General features: G+C 56.6%; 20 protein-coding genes and 1 tRNA gene. 5 read left to right on the top strand and 16 right to left on the bottom strand.

The features are described 5' to 3' along the window. Positions 1-15 precede the first annotated feature (15 nt). The 10 genes from H9I52_RS09525 to H9I52_RS09470 form a co-directional block, all read right to left on the bottom strand. On the bottom strand, positions 16-1,266 hold the full coding sequence (locus H9I52_RS09525; RefSeq protein WP_187453667.1) for an ABC transporter permease: 1,251 nt from the start codon (positions 1,264-1,266) through the stop codon (positions 16-18). Beyond that, positions 1,256-1,855, bottom strand: coding sequence for an RNA polymerase sigma factor (locus H9I52_RS09520; RefSeq protein ID WP_139517195.1), 600 nt, complete (start codon positions 1,853-1,855; stop codon positions 1,256-1,258). Before H9I52_RS09520 ends, H9I52_RS09525 begins: the two co-directional genes overlap by 11 nt. Before the next feature lie 57 nt (positions 1,856-1,912). Further along, positions 1,913-2,581: an ABC transporter ATP-binding protein gene (locus tag H9I52_RS09515; protein WP_187453988.1), complete on the bottom strand. Its 669-nt coding sequence runs from the start codon at positions 2,579-2,581 to the stop codon at positions 1,913-1,915. A 472-nt stretch (positions 2,582-3,053) separates the two neighbouring features. Continuing rightward, positions 3,054-4,553 (bottom strand): TolC family protein, encoded by a 1,500-nt coding sequence (locus tag H9I52_RS09510; protein WP_187453666.1) that lies wholly within the window; start codon positions 4,551-4,553, stop codon positions 3,054-3,056. A gap of 15 nt (positions 4,554-4,568) precedes the next feature. Further along, positions 4,569-5,816: an efflux RND transporter periplasmic adaptor subunit gene (locus tag H9I52_RS09505; protein ID WP_187453665.1), complete on the bottom strand. Its 1,248-nt coding sequence runs from the start codon at positions 5,814-5,816 to the stop codon at positions 4,569-4,571. A gap of 257 nt (positions 5,817-6,073) precedes the next feature. After that, a complete protein-coding gene (locus H9I52_RS09500; RefSeq protein WP_187453664.1) occupies positions 6,074-6,280 on the bottom strand; it encodes a hypothetical protein in 207 nt (68 codons plus the stop codon). A 106-nt stretch (positions 6,281-6,386) separates the two neighbouring features. After that, entirely contained in the window at positions 6,387-6,824 is a 438-nt protein-coding gene (locus H9I52_RS09495) for a hypothetical protein (RefSeq protein ID WP_187453663.1), read from the bottom strand. 2,313 nt (positions 6,825-9,137) lie between these two features. Then, complete coding sequence (locus H9I52_RS09480) at positions 9,138-9,611, bottom strand: hypothetical protein (protein WP_187453660.1); 474 nt, start codon at positions 9,609-9,611, stop codon at positions 9,138-9,140. Between the two features lie 5 nt (positions 9,612-9,616). Continuing rightward, positions 9,617-10,237, bottom strand: a complete 621-nt coding sequence (locus tag H9I52_RS09475) for an acyltransferase family protein (RefSeq protein ID WP_187453659.1) — start codon at positions 10,235-10,237, stop codon at positions 9,617-9,619. A 292-nt stretch (positions 10,238-10,529) separates the two neighbouring features. Beyond that, positions 10,530-10,778 carry a hypothetical protein gene (locus H9I52_RS09470; RefSeq protein ID WP_187453658.1) on the bottom strand — a complete coding sequence of 83 codons (249 nt, stop codon included), beginning with the start codon at positions 10,776-10,778 and terminating at the stop codon, positions 10,530-10,532. A gap of 51 nt (positions 10,779-10,829) precedes the next feature. On the opposite strand from H9I52_RS09470, the gene H9I52_RS09465 reads away from it, so the two are divergent. After that, positions 10,830-11,639, top strand: coding sequence for a hypothetical protein (locus tag H9I52_RS09465; protein WP_187453657.1), 810 nt, complete (start codon positions 10,830-10,832; stop codon positions 11,637-11,639). 604 nt (positions 11,640-12,243) lie between these two features. On the opposite strand, the gene H9I52_RS09460 is transcribed toward H9I52_RS09465, so the two are convergent. The 3 genes from H9I52_RS09460 to H9I52_RS09450 form a co-directional block, all read right to left on the bottom strand. Further along, positions 12,244-12,316: transfer RNA gene (locus H9I52_RS09460), tRNA-Thr, on the bottom strand. Positions 12,317-12,540: 224 nt separating this feature from the next. Further along, positions 12,541-15,042, bottom strand: a complete 2,502-nt coding sequence (locus tag H9I52_RS09455) for a DUF349 domain-containing protein (protein ID WP_187453656.1) — start codon at positions 15,040-15,042, stop codon at positions 12,541-12,543. Between the two features lie 51 nt (positions 15,043-15,093). Next, a complete protein-coding gene (locus H9I52_RS09450; RefSeq protein WP_139517178.1) occupies positions 15,094-15,660 on the bottom strand; it encodes a YqgE/AlgH family protein in 567 nt (188 codons plus the stop codon). A 292-nt stretch (positions 15,661-15,952) separates the two neighbouring features. Between H9I52_RS09450 and pdxH the strand changes: the two genes are divergently transcribed. The 4 genes from pdxH (at position 15,953) to H9I52_RS09430 (ending at position 19,155) form a co-directional block, all read left to right on the top strand. Further along, positions 15,953-16,603 (top strand): pyridoxamine 5'-phosphate oxidase, encoded by a 651-nt coding sequence (gene pdxH, locus H9I52_RS09445; protein WP_187453655.1) that lies wholly within the window; start codon positions 15,953-15,955, stop codon positions 16,601-16,603. Positions 16,604-16,700: 97 nt separating this feature from the next. After that, positions 16,701-18,026 carry a DUF1015 domain-containing protein gene (locus H9I52_RS09440; RefSeq protein ID WP_187453654.1) on the top strand — a complete coding sequence of 442 codons (1,326 nt, stop codon included), beginning with the start codon at positions 16,701-16,703 and terminating at the stop codon, positions 18,024-18,026. Then, positions 17,992-18,576, top strand: coding sequence for a Maf family nucleotide pyrophosphatase (locus H9I52_RS09435; protein ID WP_187453653.1), 585 nt, complete (start codon positions 17,992-17,994; stop codon positions 18,574-18,576). The genes H9I52_RS09440 and H9I52_RS09435 overlap by 35 nt, the downstream gene beginning before the upstream one ends. Before the next feature lie 132 nt (positions 18,577-18,708). Next, complete coding sequence (locus H9I52_RS09430; RefSeq protein WP_187453652.1) at positions 18,709-19,155, top strand: carboxypeptidase-like regulatory domain-containing protein; 447 nt, start codon at positions 18,709-18,711, stop codon at positions 19,153-19,155. 68 nt (positions 19,156-19,223) lie between these two features. Here the strand turns inward: H9I52_RS09430 and H9I52_RS09425 are convergent, their stop codons facing one another. The 3 genes from H9I52_RS09425 to H9I52_RS09415 form a co-directional block, all read right to left on the bottom strand. Next, a complete protein-coding gene (locus tag H9I52_RS09425; RefSeq protein ID WP_187453651.1) occupies positions 19,224-20,891 on the bottom strand; it encodes a catalase in 1,668 nt (555 codons plus the stop codon). Positions 20,892-21,200: 309 nt separating this feature from the next. Further along, on the bottom strand, positions 21,201-21,629 hold the full coding sequence (locus H9I52_RS09420) for an EamA family transporter (RefSeq protein WP_139517167.1): 429 nt from the start codon (positions 21,627-21,629) through the stop codon (positions 21,201-21,203). Positions 21,630-21,642: 13 nt separating this feature from the next. Next, positions 21,643-22,038, bottom strand: a complete 396-nt coding sequence (locus H9I52_RS09415; RefSeq protein ID WP_187453650.1) for a DUF4259 domain-containing protein — start codon at positions 22,036-22,038, stop codon at positions 21,643-21,645. Positions 22,039-22,067 lie beyond the last annotated feature (29 nt).

Here is a 22,067-nt window from a genome sequence, read left to right as displayed (position 1 = left end):
CTGACAGTCAAATAATTAGCTAGCACTACCTTTTAGGGCTTGCACCGGCTGTAGGCGCGACATTTTAAAAGCCGGGTACACGCCCGACAACACCCCGAAAACCACCGTTACTAGCAGAGCCCACCCAAACACGCGCAGGTTCAGGGTGAAATGGGCGTAGGAAATGAAATTGGCCTCGCTGATGGCTTCCAGGGCCGCATAAGCCAGCACCAAGCCCAGCACGCCGCCCAGGAGCGTCAGAAAGATGTTTTCGATCAGAAACTGGCCGACCAGCGTGGAGCCCGTCGCGCCGAAGGCCTTGCGCACCCCAATTTCGGAGGAGCGCTCCAGGATGCGGCTCAGGTTGATGTTGACCAGATTCAGGGCGGGCAGCAGCATAAACAGCAGCGTCAGCCCCACGGTCACGGCGTAAAACAGCGCTGTTTTGTCGGAGCTATCGCCCCCGATCGGCCCAAAAAGCTGGCGCGTGAGCGAGGCCAGCAGCGGGTCGGCGTGGGTTACAAGCTTCTTCACGTCGCGGTTCGGAATTGTTACCCGGCTCACAATCTGCTGGTACTCAGTCTCCAGGGCTTCCAGCGGCGTGCCTTCGGGGGCCAGCAGCGCGGCAAAATAATCGCCTTCCAGCACGGGGTTGCGGATGTCGGCTTTGGTCGTGGTCAGGGGCGCCCACACCTCGGCGTAGGAGTTGAAGCGCAGGGCGGGCACGTCGCTGACTACCCCTACCACGCGAAACCGGCGCTGATCGACCACAATGTCGCGGCCGACTACACCCGTGGCGGCGCCGAAATACTGCCGGGCTGTGGTTTCGGTAATGACAACCACCCGGTTAGCGGAGCGCACGTCCTGCGCCAGGTATGGCTTGCCTTCGAGGAAGTGAAAATCAAATACTTCCCAGAAAACAGCATCCGTAAACTTCAGATCTAGGTCCAGCTTCTTGTTGCCGATGTAGGCCGGTGTGGCGTGAAACAGCGAGTACACCGCCACTTTTTCGGGCGTTTTCATCGGGCGCACGTACTTGTCGAGGAAGTACGGGCTGACGGGCGTATTCATCTGGCCGCCGTCCTTGAAGCGTTGGCTCATAAACGAGATGAAAGCCATGCGCTTCACCCGCGACTCGGGAGCGTGAGCGCCCTGAAAGTTGTCGAACATGGCCACCACCACCAGCAGCACCATCAGGGTGAAGGAGATGCCAAACAGGCTGATGAAGGTGAAAAACTTGCGCCGAAGCAGGACCTTCCACGCAATTTTGATATAGCTAAGCAGCATACGATTCGGAGTAAGAAGAGGTGGAAGTGAATTGCAAAGCCTGTAGTTGGCGCTGGAGCAGGGCGCGCGCCTTGCTGAGTTGCGATTTGCTGGTGCCTTCGCTTATGCCCAGCAACTCAGCGATTTCGGCGTGCGAATAGCCCTCAATGGCGTAGAGGTTGAACACCGTGCGGTAGCCGGCGGGCAGCGCCGCCAGCAAGGCCAGCAGATCGGCGGCGGCCAGGTCGCTTTCGGCCGCGGCGGCAATGGGCGCCACTTCGGGGGCGTAGTCGTCGATGTCGAGGTGCAACGGCTGCCGGCGCCGGATCAGGCCCAGGGCTTCGTTGATCATGATGCGCCGCACCCAGCCGCGGAAGCTGCCGTCGTGGCGGTACTGCTCCAGGGCCCGAAACATTTTTACAAAGCCTAGCAGCATGGCTTCCTCCGCCTCTTCGGGCTGGCGCAGGTAACGCAGGCACACGCCCAAAGCCATCGGCGAGAGCCAGTCGAAAAGACGCTTCTGCGCCCGCGGGTTGCCCCGGCGGCAGGCCTCGATCAGCTCGGCTTCGGCATGGCTGGCGCTTAAGGAGGAAGCAGCTACAGGTAACATATTGATAGTTTGATTATTACGGTTTCAACTACAGCATTAAGAAAGCTCCGGGCGGCGTTAGCTAACCTGGCTGCCGTCGAAGAAGCGCACGACGCGCTCGGTTTTCAGGGCCTGCTGCTCGTCGTGGGTCACCATCACGATGGTGGTGCCCTCGCGGCGGTTGAGGCCCAGCAGAATGTCCATGATTTCCTCGCCCATCACCGAGTCGAGGTTGCCGGTCGGCTCGTCGGCCAGAATGATTTCGGGGTTGCCGGCCAGGGCGCGGGCGATGGCTACGCGCTGGCGCTGGCCGCCCGACAGCTGGCTGGGGAAGTGATTGGTGCGGGCGCTCAGGCCTACTTTGTCGAGGGCGGCGTGGGCGCGCTGGCGGCGCTCCTTGCCCGATACGCCGCTGCGGTAGAGCAAGGGCAGCTCCACGTTGTCGATCACCGAGAGGTCGTGGATGAGGTGGTAGCTCTGAAACACAAACCCGATTTTCTGATTGCGCAGGTGCGCCAGCTCGCGGTCGGAGTACGAAGTCACGGGGCGCCCGTCGATTTCGATGTGGCCGCTGGTGGGCTCGTCGAGCAAGCCCATGATGCTGAGCAGTGTCGATTTGCCGCAACCCGAAGGTCCCATGATCGACACAAACTCGCCCTTGCTCACCGTCAGGTTGACGCGGTTCAGGGCGACGGTTTCGATGGTTTTGGTTTGGTATACCTTCTCGATATCCGTGAGTTTGAGCATGGGCGTGGCCAGCGCCGTGGCCTGACGCACCTTCGCGGCCGGATCGAGAAACAGGTCGCTTTGGGCAGAGGTGAAGTTCATGGGAAAATGCGGTTGACGTGGAAGGATGCGGCAAAGGAGGCAGTAAACCGGGAGTGCGGTGTCCGCTTTTGAGCAGGCAAGGCCCGATTTCCTATAGAGGTAGCCAAGCCACGTGCCAAACTTATAAATACTTGATTACCAAGCATTTATATACATATTGCTACTAACGCGATTTCAAAAAATTGTCCATAAACGGACAGGGTGTTCGGAAATGGAGAGGTCGCCGTACGATTTTGAACGCAAGCCCAAAAAATTACCGCGGGCTCCCGGTGCTTTGTGCATCCGGGGCCGGCGGTAGCCTATTCTGGCGGCTTGTTGTCTATGCCGTCCTCTATAAAAACCTGTCCTCCCGAGCCTAAGCAAAGGAGGACAGATCCATCTAACAGATGTGCTAAATATTACCGGCCCGTAGCACCGCCAGCGGCTGCCGGCGCTCAAAATCGTAGAGCGTGAGGGCGCGCAAGCGGTAGTGCGCCACCCAGCAGGCGCGCAGGGCAGCAATGTAGGCGCGCTTGGCCTGGTCTTTTTCGGAAAGCGCTAAGTTCAAGTCCGTGAGGCTGATACGGCCCACTAAGTAAGTAGCGCGGGCAATGTCGTAGCGGCGCTGGGCCAGCGTGTCGGCGCTAGCGGCCAGGCTGAGCTGCTCGCTCAGCGTGCCCAGTTGCGCGGCCTGGGCCACCACGGCCTGCTCGAAGGTCATCTGGTCTTGCTCTACCGTTACTTCTACTTGCTGGCGGTTGAGCTCGGCGGTTTTGATGATGGATTTCTGGCGACCCCAATCCACCAGCGGCATCGAGAAAGTCAGGCGCACCTGCTGCTGATTCTGCAACCCGTTGTAGGTGTCCCACAGACTGGTCGCTTGGTTGACGTACCCCAAATTGGCCTGTAGCGTCGCCTGAAAGCCCGTGGTGCCTTTGGCCTGGGCTACGTCGCGCTCGGCCTGCAACAGCCGACGGCGAAAGGCCAACTGCTCGGCGCGGTTTTGCCGGGCCTGCGCCAGCGCCTCCTCCGGCGATACTGCCAGCGGCGGCGTGGCGGCCGGTACATCCAGCGTGAGTTGGGTAGAGCCGCCCAGCCCGATGTAGCTCTGCAAGTTCAGGGTGGCCGTTTGGGCGTCGAGGCGGGCTTGTCCGCGGGCCTGCCGCGAGGCTACCAAGTTGTATTCGAGCTGCAACAAATCGCTCTGGGAGAGGCGGCCGAGTTGAAACCGCTCGCGGCCCAAGCGCAGCATTTCTTCGTTGGCCTGCACGTTTTGGCTGGCCACGGCCGCGTTTACCTGTTGCAGCAACACATCAAAATACAGCTCCGTGGCCCGCTGCGTGATGGCCTCACGGTCGGCCACGTACTGCCGCTGCGATTCTTCGTAGCGCAAGGGCTCAATCTTGCGGGCCCAACTCAGGCTATTGAACATGCCCAGCGGTTGGGTAATGCCCAGCGCAAACGGCCGGTTGTTGTACATGCGCTGGCCCCCGTTGAAGTTATCGAAGCGCTGCACCTCGGAAGTCAGAAACAGCTGCCCGCCGGTAGGCCCGATGTTCTGGCTCAAAGTCAGGGCCAGGTTGGAGTTATTTTGGCGCACGGCCCGGAAGCCGGTGGTGCCGTCGGGCTGCACGACCGGCGCAATGGCCCGGCTGAAATCCGGTATGGTGCCCAGCAGGCCGAGCTGGGGGCGATAATTGGTTTGGTAGGTGCGCCACTGCCAGTAGCTGTTTTCGCGGTTGGTCTGGGCTTGTTTCACCACCGAAGACTGGGCCAGTGCCAATTCCAGTACTTCGCTCAAACCCAACACTTTACCCGCCGCGCCAGCAGCGGGTGCCGCAGGCCCCGACGATTGGGCCACCGCGCCGGTGGGCAGTAGCGGCAGCAAGCACAGGAGGAGAAATCGTTTCATAGAGCAAGAGGCCGCTTAGTCGTTGAGGGTCAGTTCGGGCGTGTCCACGTAATCTTTCATGTCGGAGAGCACGATCTCCTCGCCGGGCTGCAAACCACTGATTATCTGCACGTAATCGAAATTGCTATCGCCAAAGCGCACGGTGCGGCGGATGGCTTTGCCATCTTTCACCACGAATACCGGTTGCTCTTGCCCGCCCTGGTAGAAAGGTCCGTTCTTGACCCGCAGCACGTTGGGGTGCGATTTGGTCACCACAAACACATCGGTGCGCAGGTTGGCGCGCAGGGCTGGATGGTGGTTCTGGGCCAGCTCGGCGTAGAACGTGATCACGCCCTTGTCCACGGACGGGCTGATGGCGCTGATAGTGCCCCGCAGGTCCGTGTCATTAATGCGCACCACGATGGCATCGCCGAGGTGCAAGGCATCGGCGTACGTATCAGATATCGTGGCTTTTACCCGAAAGCTGCTCAAATCGGCCACGCGGGCCAGCGGGTCGCCCTGGTTCACGGTGGCCCCTACATCTTCGTTCACCCACGTGAGCACGCCCGGCTGCTGCGCGCTGATGTTGGCCTGGGCCAGCTTGCCCGCCAGCTCGGCAATGGTGCGGTCCTGAATGGTCATCGTGAAGCCCAACTCGCGCACGTCGGCGGCGTTGCTTTGGCGCTGGTTGTGGATCTGCTCGCGCAGGCGCTGCAGCTCCAGTTGGGCCACTTTAAGATTGAGTTCGGCCTGCTGCACGTTTTCGCGGGTGCCGCTGCCGATTTTGAGCAGGTACTGCTCGTCGCGCAACGTCGATTGCAGGCTGCGCACCTTCACCTGCTGCACTTGCTCCTGCGACTCCAGATCGTTGAGGCTATGCTCCAGGCCCAGTTGCAGCTTGGTGTTTTTGTTGTGGTTTTGCAGCTGTTCATCGCGCAACTTGGCCAGCGCCGTGTTCGTCACTTCTTTGTCGAGCTCCAGAATGGTTTGGCCGGGCCGGACTTTCGCGCCCACTTGCAGCACCACCCGTTGAATCGTGGATTGGATGGGGCTGGTAAGGACCGCTTCGTGCCCCGGAACGATCAGGCCTGAGGCCGTCAGCGAGGCTTCCACCGCCCCTTTTTCGGCCACGGCGGTCAGAATCTTGGAGCGATCGAGGCGAGGTTTGAGCACGTTGCGAAAGGCCAGTAGACCGGCTACCAGCAGCAGCAACGCGCCGGCTACCAGCAACCACTGCCGGCGGCGACGGCGATTCTGGGTAGCAGTAGAGATAACTCTGTCCATTTTTGTACGGAATAGGTGCGTATTCCCTTCCTATCAGCCAATGGACATGCCAATTGTGTAATAACCTGATAATCAATAATTTATATACGAATCAATTCTTCTTATCACTTCAAAATCTGTCCAGAAGTGGACACTGTGTTCGAAAATGGAAGGCACCGTTTCCGTTCCCGAACCCGGCCCACAGCACGAACTATGGGCATAAAAAAGCCCCGCGGGTGGGCGGGGCTTTTTTATAGGAGGTAGTTGTAGAAATCAACTCAGAAAATAGAACAGTAGCCTTCGCATCCCGCTACCCAGGCCCGAAAGCTGCAAACCGCCGCTTCGTCCTGCTCCGACTCGCTTTCCGTGCGCAGGCTATTGGCGGGTTCCGGCGGACTGACAACGCGCGGGGGCGGCGGGGTTTCCGGTACACGGCGGGGTGCGGTCAATACCGGCTCGACCGCGGGCAGTTGGCTAGGGTTCATGGCAGTAGGGATTAGGTGCTACTCCTGTTAGTATCAACAAGATACGCAAATGCACCCGGTTTTCCTTGCCCTGACTTTTCGCGCTATGACCCTTTGCGCAAGCCGCTTACAACTCTGAGGCCGCGCGGCGATCGCTGGCTTCTTTGTCGGCCTGTTCGCGCTGCAGCAAGGGCTTGCTGAACACGCGCAAAATGGCTTCGCTGCCGTAATACGAGGGCTGCAACGTCATCCGGACGCGCTGGCCTTCCCACTGATAAGTATTTTCCACCACGGCAGCCGGCCCGTAGGCCTTGACCAGCAGGCCAAAAACGCCCTCCACGTTCGGGCGCTCCGACAACGTCACAGTGACTTCGGACAGGAGCCCTTTGTAAAATGTGTAATACACGTGCTGCAGGCGATAAGTACCAAGCAGCAGCGATTCGTTGGAGCGGTCGTAGATTTTGGACAACCCCTTCTTCACAAAGAACTTCAGGTTTTTAAACGACGAAACCGGCTGCTCGAACGTCACCTCCCGAAACCCGTATTTCTCATCCATTTTTGCCATGTTGCCCGCCGGGGTATCCTGTGCTTGGACCGGCATCCCGCACAAAAGCAGGGCAAAACAAAGAAGGGCAAAGTATCTCATGTACGGTGTAAGGGTGATTTTTTCGCTGATTTTAACGCGCCAACTGCCCCTGGGCACAGGCTTGAAAAATCACGTCAGCGGACTGGTTGCAAAAACAAAGCCGCAATCTAAACCCTAATCTGTACAATTAAATTTCCATCTTTTACTTATCCCTCTGTTTGCGCGGCGGACCGTCCTGGGGTTCTATTTTGCAACCAAACAACGTAAGCACTTGGCAGCGACGCAGCACATCTGCCCCTGCGCGGTCGGTCGCCTCATCTAAGTCAGATTCGTCCAGCGCACCACTTTGACCGTCCAGAAATTAATGTGGCTTCTGCACGACTTTTATGGCTTCCGATAATATCGGCACTTCCCGGCGGATGCTTTGCCCGAAGCCTGCATGCAAGAACACCAGCAAACCAACACACAAACAACTTATATACAAGCACTTACCTATGATTGCCCGAAAGGAAATTTCCGTAATTGGGCGGTTAAAAGCACTCTTGCGTTTCAGAACCAGGCAATTTTTACGATATGTGCTAGCCGAGGCAACCAACGGGAGGCAATCCACGAGTAGTAATTTACTCGTTTATTGCTATCCACCTAGTTCTATCCTATATGGCCACCCACCCCCGTCATCCCAAACCTTTTTTTCTGAAAGGATCTGCCCTTGGCTGGCTGTTAGCCATGGCTGCCGTGCTGTTGCTGGCAGCACTTGTCTGGCATTTTGGCTGGTAAATCCACGTTAAAAGGCCTTATCAGAAGCCTTATTGGGTGAAATCTCAAAGGTTCTTGTTACGCCAATAATTCGCGTATTCATTGGGCAACATGCCTCCGGCAACGAATCGGGCGGTAGAAGCTCCATAAGTCTGCACCGAAAAAGCTACAGCGGCTTCCTCCGAAGCAAAAACGTGGCGAACGTCTACATCTGGATCCAGCACAGCAAATTCAGAGGCATTGTGCCAGTCCTCATCGCCTTCGTCAAAAGATTCGACATAAGTCAGCACATACTGATCCTTGTCTTCTTAGACTATAAATGGACACAAAAAGCCCCGCCGTTTCGGGCGAGGCTTTCACTTAGCGGAGTGTTGCGCTTACCAAATATGGACCATTAGCATCGCAGCAACGAATAGGGCTAAGCTAAGAAAGTAGATTTGCCCGAAGCTAACCCTCTTTTCATCTTTTTCCTGTAACCAGCGCCATACAGTTAATGCCCAAAACATTACCCAAGAGCCACCTGCAAGTAGAATTAAATTCATATAGTCTGCTGTTATTTCGCTGAAAGTTACAGCAAAATAAACCGAACATTATCATGAATTTTTCCTGTTTTCTTATTTTACATAAAGTGCGGGCTAAGCGAAGGAAGATGTTAAAACTTTTTGCTTATGCCAAAGAAAAAGCCCCACCCGAAACGGCAGGTCTCTTTGTGCCCTGAAAGAACCTAGCAGCTTTGTACCGTTGTTGAATTAATGTACTTATTGACAAATGCCACGGGAGATCAGAGGATTAATCGGGCTGCGCTTTCTTGCCGCCTTCAATGTGTTGCCATTTCAAGTCGATATGAAAACGCCGTTTTCTTACCTGTATGCGCGCTTCCAGAATATTATCAAGTTGGGCCGCCCGTTGGGCGGCACTGTCTTTTTTGTGTTGAGCGGTTTTGTACTGTGTTACAGCCACTTAAAAAGAAATTCAAACGCCGGTCTTCAAAGGCTGGCGGTATGAATTGACGTTCATGTACAAATACCTGCCCCCTCACCCGTTGTATGCTGCGGGCTTGTTCTTGTTATAGCTGTTGATCAGACCTATGTCGTGTTGCCAAATGCTCTGGTGCTGCTGTTGGACAGTATATTTACCCAGGTATACACACCCACCACGGCGCAAGCTTAGTACAGGGCTTCGGCTGGTCAATAGCCGCTGAAATCTTCTTCTTCTACTGTTCCCCGTGACCTTACCGCTCTCGCTGCGCATCAAGCGCCCCGGCACTTTGCTGAGGTTAGAAAAAGCCTCGCCGTGTCGGGCGAGGCTTCTCAAAAAAAGCAGTGGGAATTTACCAGCCGTAGCGCTGGGTGAGCATCACCAAGCCGGTTAGGGCAAGAAGGGCTAACAGCCAACCTAAGTAGTAGCCAGGTTGGGGCCGTTGGTAGCCGCTGGATTTGCGTCGAGGTCTTCGACAAAGGCGCTTCAGCATGGCGATGATCTCAGGAACGTTCCTGCGAAGATACGAACCAGTCCCTACCTTTGCCACCCCTATCGTTATCGTCTCGTTTTCACCACGCCAGCGACGAGTTCTGGCTCAGCCCGCGGTAGTTTTAGGCGGAGTGCGCGCTTCTCCAGTAGATGCCACGACAAGAAGCCAAGCACATAAGTTATGGGAATGGAGAGGGCCATCATAGTCAGGTGGCCAGGATGCAAGAAGTAGGCTAAAAACTGCTGCACCACAAAGCCCCAGAGGTATACGCCGTAGCTGATGTCCCCAACCTTACGCACGTGCGATAAATAAGGATAGCGCAGCGTACCGAAGTAAATCACCAAGGGCGGAAGCAGAAAAAACTTGGCCACCACCCAGCCATTGACCAATAAGCTAGCCACCAAGGCCAGCAAAAACCCCAGTACCAACCGGTTGCGCAGTTGCTCGCTGGGCAAGGGCAGTAGTGACAACAGGCCACCGGCCGCAAAAAAAACACCTAGTTCAGCAATGCGGTCAGCGCCCAGATCCCAGAAGGGCACTACAATTATCCCGGCCCCCAATTGGTTTGTCCCAGCTGAACCGCTACCCCGGACACAAAAAACGTCGTCAGCACTACAAGCATGGCCGTGCGGTGCTTGCGCAGGAAGTAGCAAGCCCCAAGTACTATATAGAAAAACACCTCGTATTGAATCGTCCACAGCGAACCATTCACATAGCGCGGGAACGGGTTGTGCATAAATACACCGTCGATGAAGTATTGCACCTTGAATACAGCGTTGAAGATCAGGTAGTCTCGCGACGAGTAATGGATCAAATACGGCCCTATGCTTTTCCCGCTGACGAAGAAGGCCAGCAGCACCGTGAGTGCCAGAGTGAGCCACATGGCCGGAAATACCCGCACGGCACGTTTGAACAAGTAGTCCTTCAAACTCTTGCTGGCCAGTAAGCTTTTGGTGATCAGGAAGCCGCTGATAAGTAAAAAGCCGCGTACGCCGATGTAAGATAGGCTGGTCTGGCCATGCGAGACCTGGGCCAAAATATCGGCCTCGGTCACTCCGGTCAGTGGGTAACTGTGCGTAATGAGCACAAACGTGGCAAACAGCAGCCGCAGGAAATCGAAATTGTTACGGTGGCTTGGAAGCAGAGGGACTGGCGTTGCCTGCATTCGCTATAATTTATAAAGGGTCAAAAAGACGAAAGTACGGCAAAACCGACTTGGTACCTCCCAGACGGCCCAATATAGAATGAAAAAGTCCCGCCGTTTCAGGTGAGGCTGGTGCTTTAAATCCAAAAATACTTGCTTTTCTTCGTTGCTTACAATGCACTCCAGCGAAGCCTATTATGCCTTTGCACCCCCGCCGCCCCAAGCCCTTCTTTCTTCAAGGCTCTGTTATCGGTTGGACTCTTGCGGTCTTGGCTGCGGTTGCGTTGGCGGGGTGGCGATTTGGTTAGTAAGGTTAGGCAAACAATTCCGGGGGCTTGCCGCGGATCACATCGACAATGCGTTGGCTAACCGGTCGGGTCTGGTGCGCCGCGTCCACCATCAATCCGTTGGCCACGCTCAGCGTGCTCCAACCCGCTGGCTCTAACCGGAATGGCAAAACACCTACCGCGCCCGCCTCAAGCCCAAAACCCTGTCCAAACCGGCCGGCCTGATTCAGCGGCTGGAAGAGTGGCGCCCGGGTACCCGTCCGGAAGAATTTCAACCCGACAAAGCCGGGCGCTGCATCCTGCTCGAAACCTTCTGCACGTTCTTGGTGGAGAAGGCGAAAATGCGCACCCAGCGCCTCGGCTTGCAGAACAATACCATTAGCACTTACCAGCGCAGCATCCGGACGCTGCTCAAATACGCGGGCTTCGCCTACGACTGGATTGAAGATGATTTCTTAGAAGACGTGGAGCGTGAGCCTCTCACCTACGAAGAGGTCATGCAGCTCTACCGCTTTCAGCCGCTCGAGGTCAAGGAAGGCAGCACCAACTACGCCAGCCGCGAAGCCATCCGGGATGTATTCGTATTCAACTGCCTCACCGGCCCGCGCTACGACAATCTGGCCCACATGAAACCCTCAGACCTCGTGTTGGAGACCTTCACCAGCGAAGACGGCAAAACGTCGCAGCGCGTGCCCATTCTGGAGTATATCCAGCGCAAGGGCCAACGCCTCAAACGAAAGGTCCGGGTCGCCTTAGATCCGGTAGCCTACGAAATCTGGCAGAAATACAAAGGTCGCCTGCCCGTGCCCAGCAACCAGACCATGAACGGCATCATTAAGCAGCTGTGCCGCGCGGCTGGCTTGAAACGAATGGTCACGGTCGTGCGCGGCTCGGGGGCGCGCCGCCTCGAAAGCGAGCTGCCCCTGTGGAAGGTCGTTTCCTGCCACATCGCCCGCTACACGTTCATTACCCTGCAATTCGAAGGCGGGGCCGACGTGGTGTACATCCAGGACTCGGTAGGCCATGCCAGCCTCAACACCACCCGCAAATATTTAAAGTCCCGCGTCAAGGATCGCCACACGTCTACCCTGGCTGCCTTCGACGTGCTGCAGGAACGGGCCGCAAGCGACAAATAGCCGCTCTTTTGAATCTTTCTATGGTGCCGTCCTATGAGTTTGAGCTTACGTTGTCTTCCTCAGTGCAACCAAGCAGCTATGGGAATAAGCGAGCATAAAACACCTAAAGTGAGTAGGAAATACATCGCTATACCGATTAGGACTTGCCAGCCATTTACTGGCTCACGATAGCTTTTCCCAAGTGTTGTTTGTGCTTTTTTGCTCAAATAAAACGCGTTAAAACAGTATAGTAAAGCGCAGAAGAGCAAGAATTGTATTTTCCCCGTGTGATATCCGTAGACTAGTCGAACAACGCTGATCCCTACCACTGCAAAACATATTTCTATGGCGGTTAGCAATAGTAATGCTGAATCGATAGGTTGTCTTGCACCTAATCTGTATAACACTCGGGCAAAAAAAGCCAGACACGGGTACATGAATGCCAGTTAGTTTATATTAAGATTTGGCTGGTCACTGATTTGATGTTGATCAAGCGCTTGATCCATATAAACACTATTGTCTAGCACATCAACAGCAACTTTTCGCCTATACAGTCATACTGACAGTCACACCAATAAAAAAGGCCCCGTAACTACTTGAGTTACAGAGCCTTTATAATTACCTGAGCCCCCAGCCGGGATCGAACCAGCGACCTACTGATTACAAGTCAGTTGCTCTACCAGCTGAGCTATGGAGGCGTAATTATGGCGCAAAACTAAAGCTTCATCCCCAGTATGCAAACCGCGAGACTATATTTTTTGCACGATTCAAGCTTACCGCCTGCTAATCAGCCAGAAAAATTGCTGGATACATTTCAGATTGCTTCTTGTAAAACCGAAAATGCCTTCATAATAGAGAAAGTATTAGGCAACAAAAAGCCCGGCCCCTTCATCAAGGGCCGGGCTTTTCTAGTGAATGCAGACTAACTGCGCACAATACGCAACTGCTTCTTCAAAGCATCGATGCGGCCTTTTGCTTCGTCGATGCGGCCTTGGTACTCTTCGCGGAGCTGGTTGGCATTCTTGGACCGCGCGAAGAACTCGAGGTTTGTTTGCAGCGTGGAGATGTCGTTTTCCAGCTCATTAATCTCGCGGCGCAGCGTTTGCTCTTTGCGGTAAAGCTGCTGCTGCGCGTCAGGGCTGGACTTCAGGCGGTCGATTTGCAACTGAAACAGCAGCTCGTTGCGCTCGGCGTACGACAAACCGGGCACGTGGTCGAGGTACTTGCCCATCAGCGTCTGAAACTTTTCCTCGGCTCGCTCGGCGGCGCCACGGGGGCCGCTAGTGCTTCCGTCGAAGGCGCGCCAGTCGGCTACGTGCTGCCGAAAACCTTCCAAGCTGCCGGGCTGATCAACGGTGAGGGTTGCTACTGCATCGGCCAGGCGGTCGAGGTGGGCGGCTTGCTCCTGCGTTACTTGCTGCACTTGCTGCTCGCGTTGCTTGGCCTCCTGATGCTTGCGCTCAAAAAACGCGTCGCAGGCAGTGCGGAAGCGGTTCCAGACTTTATCGGACTGCTTTTCGGGTACACGCCCAATCAGCTTCCACTCTTTCTGGAGCCGAATGACGATTTCCCGGCCCTCTTCCCAATTGGGGTTTTGCAAAGCCGCTTCGGCTTGGTCGCAAAGCTCCAGCTTGCGCTTGAGATTTCCGTTCTTCTCTTCGTCTAAAGCCTTGAAAAACTGATTCTTACGCTGAAAGAAACCTTTGTAAGCGGCCCAGAACTGCTTGTTAAGCTGCTCGGCTTTGTCGCGGGGCACGAGGCCGGCGGCATCCCACTCCTCTTTTAGCTTTTGCAGCTCGTCGGTTTTAGCACGCCACTCGTTCACGCGCTCCGTCTGGAATTCGTTGAACGGCTTGATTTGCTCCAACAAGGCCGTTTTACGGGTCAGGTTGGCGTTTTCCTGTTCCGAGCGGGCATTCAGGAAGTCCTTCTTACGATCGTGGACTTTCTCAGAAGCCTGCAAAAAGCGGTTCCAGATGGCGTCGCGTTGCTCGTTGGGCACCGGGCCCACGTGCTTCCATTCTTCGTGCAGCTGGCGCAGCTCTTGCAGCGCCTTATTGATGCTGGGCTGCTCCACCAGGGCTTCGGCCCGCTGCACCAGCACTTCCTTGGCTTCTAGGTTGCGGCGGCGGTCCAGCTCCTTCATTTCGAAGAACAGGCCGCGGTTGTTGTAGAAGATATCGAGCAGGGCGTGGTAGCTGTTCCACAACTCCTGTGCGTCTTTCTGGGGGACCGGCCCCGTGGCTTTCCAATCGTTCTGAAGCGCTTTGATGCGCGCCGAACTGTCCTTGGTTTCGGCCGACTCTACCAGCGTGCGCAGTTGCGAAAGCAGGTACTGCTTGTGGGCCAGGTTTTTAGCCCGTTGCTCGTCTTCGGCTTTGGCGTCGCGGGCGCGGCTGTCACGGAATTCCTGCAAAGCCTTGGTCAACTCCTGATGGCCTTCCGGGCCCGAATACGAAAAGGCATCGGCTTCGCCGCCTTCCTCCACAAACCGCTGCCGAGCCGTAGTGCGGTCGGTGGCAATGGAAGTTTCGTACTGCCGGTACAGATCAAAAATCTGTTTGCGATTTTGCCGCGCATCGCTGCGCCGCAACAAGGTGAGCAGGTAGTGCGCCTGGGCCGGCAAATCGAGCTTGGCGAAATCAACGGCCGAGGTTTCGGGCACATATTCTTCTTCCTCTTCGCCGGCGTGTTCGGCCGCGTGGGCAGCTTCTACGGCCCCTTCGTTGTCGGAGGTGGGCAGCGAAGCCAGCGCAACCGGCGCATTGTCAATGTCCTCGGCCGAGTGCAGCGGAAACGCTGCCAGCGTAGTGGCATAAGGCTCGCCTTCGGCTGGCGCCGACGACGACACATCTGCTGTTGCACCCGTCAGGGCCTCGGGCTCCGGCGTTGGCGGGGTTGAGTTTTGCTCTCTCACAGCGGACGGGGCCGCTTCGGCCTCCGACTCCGGGAAGACGGCCAAAGAGTCTGACGCGGAGGTTTCGGCTTCAGCTTCCTGGGCGCTCACCACGCCGGGGTTTTGGGCGCCGTAATGCGCCTCGGCTCGGGCCTGTGGCTCGGAGATAGGCTCACTCACCAACGAATCGGCGGGATGAGCTGCATCATTAATTATAAGCTCTTGATTATCAAGTAGTTGATCTTTTTCTACCTCTTCTGCCGAGGCTTCGGCCGTACCGGCTCCTGCGGGCTCCGGTGCAGACTGGGCGCTGGGAGCTGGGGGCGCGGGGGTTTGGGCGATGGGAGCCGAGGGAGCGTCCGAAGCCGGCGGATTGGCGGGCGCGGCGGGCTCGGCAGGTACCGTGGGTTCGCTGGCGGGATCTTGTTTCGAGCGGATTTCGGCCAAACGGCGTTCCAGAATGCTCAGGGGCGATTCCGAAGCGGCGTCGGAATGGTTGGGGGCAGTGTTATCGTTCTCAGGTAGCATACGTTCAAAGGAATAGGCCCGCCGCAGCGGACAGTAGGTGGCGCGGGAAAGTTAGTTGAGGCGCGGGTCCACGGGGTAGTTCGACAGAACACGGTATCGGCCGCCTTTTTCGCGCAAAATTGACTGCCAGAAGGCATCGTTATCCAAAGTAAATACTTTCCCGGCAGCATTAGGATGCACTATCCAAACATTTTCCCGGACTTCTTCGGCCAACTGCCCTGCCGTCCAGCCCGAATAGCCGGCGTAAAACCGAATATCGTCCGGGCTTAGGGCACCGCTCAGCAGCAGCCCGAGTAGCACGTTGAAGTCGCCACCCCAGTACACTTCCTGGCCCAAAGCAATGGCCTCGGGCACGTCGGAACGGCGGTGCAGATAGTGCAGCGTGTCGGGCTGCACGGGGCCGCCCAGGTACAAGGGCATCTGCCCGATGGGCGACGCATCGCCGTCCGGCAGCTCCAGCACATCGCCGAGCTGCAGGTTGGTAGTGCGGTTGAGCACCAGCCCAAACGAGCCGTCTTCATCGGTGTGGCGGCAGAGCAGTACCACGGTACGCTCGAAGTTGGGGTCGCCCAGAAAAGGCTGGGAAATCAACAGACTGTTATCGCGAAGCCGGGGCATTGTTTTAGGGTTATGGATTGGCAATTTTAAAGGATGAAAGACAAAGTACGTGGCCGCCGCGTCGGCGGCAGGGCGGCCCGAAGTTGGTTGCGGCGCGCTTCTTCCCTACGTTGGCCGACCGGCTCGGGGTTCCCGGTGCCCGTATTCTGTTACCTTGCGCTGCGTTTGCGTATGAATTCTGGGATAAAAAACAGCAGGCCGGAAAGCGCCCTCAGGCTCAATCAACTCATAAGGCTTTCATTCCCAGACCAATTCATAATTTATAGACCTGAATTCATAATTCCAATAAGCCGTGACTGACCCGCAACTAGCCGACCTGCGCAAAACCTACGCCCAGCGCACCCTCACCGAAGCCGACGTCCTCCCCGACCCCGTGCGGCAATTTCGCACTTGGCTCGACGAAGCCTTGGCCGCCCACCTCGACGAGCCCACGGCCATGACCGTGTCCACGGTAGGCAGCCACGGGCAGCCTTCGGCGCGGGTGGTGCTGCTGAAGGGATTGCCCGAAGATGCTGGTTTTCTGTTCTATACCAACTACGACAGCCGCAAAGGCCACGAGCTGAGCGCGCAGCCCCTGGCGGCCATGACTTTTTTCTGGCCCGGCCTGGAGCGGCAGGTGCGCGTAGAAGGCCGCATCGAAAAAGCGCCGCAGGGCATGTCGGACGAGTACTTTCAGAGCCGGCCGCGCAGCAGCCAAGTGGGCGCGTGGGCCTCGCCGCAGAGCCAGCCCATCGCGAGCCGCGAAGAGCTCGAACAGCGCGAAACCGAGGTCCTGAATCGCTTCGGCGCCCAAGATCCGCTGCCGCGGCCGCCGCATTGGGGCGGCTACATTCTGCGCCCCCACCGCATCGAGTTTTGGCAGGGCCGCCCCTCCCGCCTGCACGACCGCATCGTGTACGAGCAGGAAGGCAACGGGTGGCAGCTAAGCCGGCTTGCACCATAATTAATTGATAGTCAACAATTTATAAAAATAATTTCGTTATTCTTCCGCATTGAGCTTCGGGATAACGGACGCGTTTTAACATCTTTTCTGAGACGTTTTGGCTGAAATTCAACCTGTGCGCGGCTGGCGCTACAACGCCGAGCTGAGCGCCGATATCGATTCGTACGTGTCGCCCCTCTTCGACGTCGTGTCGACGAAGCAACGGGAGGCGCTGTACCGCAACCCCCTCAATAGCATCCACTTATCCGTACCGCGCGGCCCCGACCCGGCCGCCGAAGCCCTGCGGCGGCTCAAAGAATGGAAGCAACAAGGCGTACTGAAACAGGACGATTTGCCGGGCATTTATGCGTATTACCAATACTTCCGGCTGCCCGGCACGCCGCACCGCGAGTATTGCCGCAAGGGCTTTATGTGCCACATTCGGGCCTACGACTGGGCTGAAAACGTGGTGTTGCGCCACGAAAACACGCTGCCTACTTCCGTCAACGACCGCGCCGAGCTGCTGGCCTGCACCGAGTTTCAGACCAGTGCCACCCACGGCCTCTACCGCGACGATACGTTTGAGCTGGAACGCTACCTCGACGAGGCCATGCAGGATCCGCTCTACCAAACCGAGGAGGACTACCAGGGAGCCCGCGACGTACTGGCCGTCATTCAGGATGCCCGCGTGATTCGCCGCTTTCAGGAGGTCCTGGCTTCGCGACAGGTGATTCTGGCCGATGGGCACCACCGCTACGAAGGGTCGCTGGTCTATCGGCAGGCGCGAATGCTGGCCGACCCGCAGTATACGGGCCGCGAGCTGTGGCATTTTCATTTGATGTACCTCACCAACTCGGCCGCCGACGACCTGCGCATTCTGCCTACCCACCGCCTGTTGCTGGAGCTACCCGGCCAAGTCAGCGACGAAGAGTTTTTGAAGCAGCTGGCCCGCTATTTTACCGTACTGCCTAAAGACGATGCCTACGATTTGCCGGAGTTAATTGCCGGTAAAACCTGGGCTTTTGGCTTGTATCTGGATGGCAAGGCGTACAAGCTCCGCCTCAAACCCGAGGTACACAGTCAGCTCACCTGGGACACGACCCCCGAAGTAAAAGCCCTGGACCTCACGGTGTTGCACTATTTTGTATTGGAGCGCGTGCTGGGCATAGCCGGCCCCGATGCGCAACGGCAGTGGACGGGCATTGCGTACGTGCGCAACTTTTCGGAGTGCCTCACGCGCGTCGACCGGGGCGAGGCGCGGGCGGCGTTCATCACTAACGAAGTCACGATGGACGAAGTAGAGCGCGTTTGCCATTCGGGCGCGGTGATGCCGCCCAAATCGACCTTCTTTTACCCCAAAACCATCGGCGGTTTCCTGTTTACTTCCATCCGCGACGACGAAAACCAGAATGCCTTCCAAACTACGCTTACTCCTGGCCTCTAACTCGCCGCGCCGCCGGCAATTGCTTACCGAATTGGGCTTGCCCTACACCGTACGGCTCAAGGAAGTAGACGAAAGCTACCCGCCGCACCTGCACCGGGCCGAAGTCGCGGAATATCTGGCGGCGCACAAAGCCGACGCCTACCGCGCTGATTTACAACCCGATGAAGTAGTGCTCACCGCCGACACCATAGTATGCCTCGACGAAGACGTGCTCAACAAGCCCGCCGACGAAGCCGAAGCCATCCGAATGCTGACGCGCTTGCAAGGTCGCGCCCACGATGTCTTTACGGGCGTCTGCCTGCTGGGCGCCGATGGCCGGCAAACCGTATTTTCCGACCAAACCCGCGTGCATTTCCGGGCACTTTCTCAAGCCGAAATCGAACATTACGTTTTGAATTACAAGCCCTTGGACAAAGCCGGCGCTTACGGTGCCCAAGACTGGATTGGGATGGTGGCCGTGACGCGCTTGGAAGGCTCGTATTTTAACGTGATGGGCTTGCCAGTGCACCGCTTGTGGGAAGAGCTGGAAAAATGGGGATTTAAAGCATAACTTACTTCAAAATAATACACTGATAATTAGCGTATTACTTTAAGATAGCACTTCTATCCGATGTTCGTAAAAATACATGTTATACTAGCGCTGCTATGCTTCCCCACATCTTGCTTTTCTCAATATGGCCAGTTGCAAGGACAACTGGTCAGCAGTCAACTAGATAGAGATATTCAAGGTGTTACGATTTTAGTTAAGCAAGACAGTATTGTTGTGAGGGGTGCATCAACTGATAAAACAGGGGCGTTCCGCGTTGAAGGTCTCCATCCTGGCATCTATTCCTTGGCCCTTTTACTGGTTGGATATCGTACGGAAACTGTGGAAAGTGTTTCTGTTTCCAAAGACACGATCACTTCACTCACAATTCCTTATCCAGGTCCCTGCAAATATATATACCCAAATGGCGCATTGCCTGCCTGCGTAGATGGCCACAAGGATCATTTTATTCCGATAGCCTATGGCTTTCCGGGCAAAAGAACAATGAAAAAAGCTAAGCTAGGAGAAGTGCATTTGGGTGGCTGCCAAATATCAGGGTGCGATCCGAAATATTACTGCCCCATACACAACAAGCAACTTTAGCTGCAAAAAGAAAAGGGAACACCAACTGGCATTCCCTTTTCTTTTTGCAAAATCCTACAGATGGAGCCTTAATACGGCTTGGCGTCGTGAGCCATTTCTTCGGCTTGCGCCACGGCTTCGGAGGCTTTGTTTTCGTTGGCTTGCGTTGCGCCTGCCTGACCGCTGCGGGCATTTTGCAGGCCTTCGGCTAAGCGGCGGCCCCAATCGGCGTCGCAGTTGGTGCACAGCTCCACCATTTTGTCGCTCACCTTGCGGTCGGCGTTGGCCAGGGCTCCTACCATGTTGTTAATCAGGTCGTCACGCTCCCAATCCTCGTGCAGACGGTAGCGCTCCCCGGCTTGCTTGAAGTTGTTGGTGCGGTCGATGGTTTCGCGCAACAAACGACCTGTATACTGCGGCGTGTGATCGGGGAAAGAGCGAGGTGCTTCTTTCAGCCCGTTCAACGACGACGGCTCGTAGTTGATGTGGTTGTTCTGGCCCGGCGCCGCATCCACGTGATACGCCATCTGGCCATCGCGCTGGTTGGTGGCTACGTGCTTTTTGGGCGCGTTGATGGGCAACTGCAAGTAGTTGGTGCCCACGCGGTAACGCTGCGTATCGGAGTACGAGAAAGTACGGCCTTGCAGCATTTTGTCGTCCGAGAAGTCGAGGCCGTCGACCAATACGCCCGTGCCGAATGCGGCTTGTTCTACTTCGGCGAAGTAGTTTTCGGGGTTTTTGTTCAGCGTCATCTTGCCCACGGGCAGGTGCGGGAACTGATCTTCGGGCCAGATTTTGGTATCGTCCAGCGGATCGAAGTCTAGCTCGGGGTGCTCGTCGTCGCTCATGATCTGCACGCGCAGCTCCCACTGCGGGAAGTTGCCTTTAGCGATGTTATCGAACAGATCCTGCGTGGCGTGGTTGAAGTTTTTGGCCTGAATGGCTTCGGCTTCGGGCTGGGTTAGGTTTTTGATGCCTTGCAGCGGCTCCCAGTGGTATTTTACCAGCACGGCTTCGCCTTGGGCATTTACCCATTTGTAGGTGTTCACGCCCGAACCCTGCATCTGGCGGTAGTTAGCCGGAATGCCCCAAGGCGAAAACAGGAACGCCACCATGTGCATGGCCTCTGGCGTGTTCGAGATGAAGTCGAAGATGCGCTCGCCGGTCTGGCGGTTGTGCACCGGGTCGGGCTTCTGCGAGTGAATCAGATCCGGAAACTTCATGGCATCGCGGATGAAAAACACTTTCAGGTTGTTGCCCACCAAGTCCCAGTTGCCGTCTTCGGTATAAAACTTCACCGCAAAGCCGCGCGGGTCGCGCAGGGTTTCGGGTGAGTGGCCGCCGTGGCCTACCGTGGAGAAGCGCACGAATACCGGCGTTTCTTTGCCGGGTGTGTTAAACAGTTTAGCGCGGGTGTACTTCGCAATTGGCTCGTCGCCTACTTTGCCGTAGGCTTCGAATACGCCATGCGCACCGGCACCACGAGCGTGTACCACGCGCTCGGGCACGCGTTCCCGGTCGAAATGGCTGATTTTTTCCAGGAACTGATAGTTCTCCAGCGTTGCCGGGCCGCGGTTGCCCACGGTGCGCAGGTTCTGGTTGTTGGTAAGCGGATGGCCCTGACGCGTGGTGAGGGTCTGGGCGCCTTCGCCGGCAGCCGTGCGCTGGTCGTGCGAAGTGCCGGCGCCAGTACTGGCCGTGCCTGTGCCGTCGCCGGTAGCATGTCCGTTCTGAAGGGGCTTCTGGTTGTCGTCCATGATCGTAAGTGGGTGTTGTGTACCACTAATATACTAGCAACCTACGTGAAGGTTTACCCGTTATATAGCACCGTTCTTTTGCGCTTGGCGCTCAAGGTGGTGCCTTTTCATGCCCAAATAGCTAACTATCTTACTACCTGATAGTTAGGTATAAACACGGTCTATGCCTGTATAACAAAATTTTATAGAGCTTATGCTGTATAAAATTGGCTTGCCGCGGGGCTTGAGCAAATGGCAAGTTGGCACGTGCAAGCCGCGGTAACTTATTGCTGTTGAACAGCCTTTAGCTTGCTACGGAGAACCCGAAAATCAGTGGCCGCGCGATAACAGCGCAATGCCGACCACAATTAAGACAAGGCCCACTCCTTGCGGCCACGTCAGAGACTCGCGTAACAGTACCAGACCCAAGGCGGCAGTGAGCAGCACCGAACCGCCCACCAACACCGGCGTGCCCACGGACGAGGGTACGCCGCGGCTGAATACCACAAACGTAAGAATTTCGGCCAGCCCCACCCCGGCGCCCGCCAAAGCGGCCAGCAGCAATCCCTTACTAGTTACGGGCAACGGCTGGCCTTGCAGCTTCAGCTTCAGCAGCCAGGCCGCGCCCAGTCCGGCAGCTACAATTTGCAGTACTACTGCCCCCACCGCGGCCGGTATGTAACCGGATGCCAGCTTGATAAAAAAGTTATACAGCGCCAGGCAAAAGGCCGCCAGCAATGCGAGGAAATACCAGGGCATACCGTTGGATAAACTACTTAAGCCGTTCCAGCAGATCGCGCTGCAAGTGTTGCCAGTCGGCGGCGTTGTCGCTGCCGGCCCAGTGCTCCTGCAACGCCGACTCCTTTAAGATGGCTTTGACCGCGCCGCGCGCCAATTCCAGCAGATCCTCGCTCTCATCGGTATCCATCTTCACGATCACTGGAATCAGATCGACGGGCAAATCCTGAGCGGGCTTGCCCATCACGGCCGCAATGATTTCCGCTGCGGCCAAAGCCTCACTGGCGGCATCGGCGTCGATGTGATCTTCTTCTTCCGCCACGGCGGCGAGCGCTTCCAGCAGAACGGCCTCGTTTGGGTTATCGCGAAAGTCTTCGGCGAAGTCAGCCGCGGCATCGTTGTCGAAATTGTGGTAGCCCCAGGTAGCCATATGCGGGAGTGGTTGGTGAATACTAGGCT

This window comes from Hymenobacter sp. BT491, assembly GCF_014349165.1.
In the GTDB taxonomy this organism is placed as follows: Bacteria; Bacteroidota; Bacteroidia; order Cytophagales; family Hymenobacteraceae; genus Hymenobacter; species Hymenobacter jejuensis.
The sequence above is the reverse complement of the archived record's forward strand: the minus strand, read 5'-3'. Positions and strand labels throughout refer to the sequence as shown.